General features: G+C 43.3%; 2 protein-coding genes. Both read right to left on the bottom strand.

Annotated features, from left to right (window positions below):
• On the bottom strand, positions 1 to 478 hold a 478-nt coding region (locus R7Z50_RS25420), incomplete at its 3' end, for a cytochrome-c peroxidase (RefSeq protein ID WP_318149466.1).
• A 183-nt stretch (positions 479 to 661) separates the two neighbouring features.
• A complete protein-coding gene (locus tag R7Z50_RS25415) occupies positions 662 to 784 on the bottom strand; it encodes a hypothetical protein (protein WP_017447435.1) in 123 nt (40 codons plus the stop codon).
• Between the last annotated feature and the right edge of the window lie 150 nt (positions 785 to 934).

Genomic DNA, 934 nt, shown 5'->3' with positions numbered 1-934 from the left:
TAGAAATTGGCAGGTTTCCAGCGCGTTTAAACAGCGCTTGATATTGCTCGTTGTTTTGAACGTAGCTTTCAATCTTCGGCCAGTTGGAATCCATTTCTAACGGGTCGTGAATTGGGCCATCCATTTGAGAGACTAACGTATTCGACGAGCCGTCCCATAACAGTCGGTAATTCAGTGACGCATTAAAAACCGTGATCGCGTTCCGTGTTCCTGCCCCTTTTACACCTGCTGCTACGGCTGTGTTTTGCGCGCCATTCGTTTGTAGATTGTGGCAACTTTCACAACTGACTTTACCATTCGATGACAAGTTGGGATCTCTAAATAAATACCAACCAATCCGCGCTAACTTAACGTCGACGACCGGATCACCCTCGATAGGCAAAACAAGTTCGACTTCTGCTTTTGCAACACTGACGGATGATGCGGTACAAACGAATAGCACGGCGGCACCCCATTTGATAGCTGTACTCAGCCTCATAACTTGAACTTCCTAGAACGCTCTAATTATGAACCTAGTTGCAAATGCGATTTTTTGCCATTTTCAGGTAAGAGTAAAAGGTATGATTTTGTTTCGTATAAAGCTCAAGAGGGAGAGAGATAAAAACAGACAGAGCGAGTCCAATAGAATTCGAACTCGCGTCAGGAAGGCAATAGAGCGTGGCTAGTTGATGAAGGCAAGCAGGCGATAAAACCAAGTGACTTCACCGTAAGCAATCAAATCAAAGATGGTGAAGAAGATGACACAGATGATGGCCAATTTGACCAAGCGTTGAACTATAAACATCACAATTTCCTGTTGTTTTTTCGCAGTTTACTACGTCAACAGGCGAATGAAAAACGGATGCTTGTATCAAGGCGTGTTAAACAATCAACAAAATTTTTTGCAAAAAATGACGTGCTAGAAGCGCTGTTATCTAAGCGATTGTACTATCTA

It is taken from the genome of Vibrio sp. 1249-1 (assembly GCF_033340495.1).
This window is presented reverse-complemented; position numbering and strand designations above follow the sequence as displayed.

Bases quoted from the DNA above. Each gene is read 5' to 3' on its own strand.
- R7Z50_RS25415 (WP_017447435.1), bottom strand. From the start codon at position 784: ATGTTTATAGTTCAACGCTTGGTCAAATTGGCCATCATCTGTGTCATC.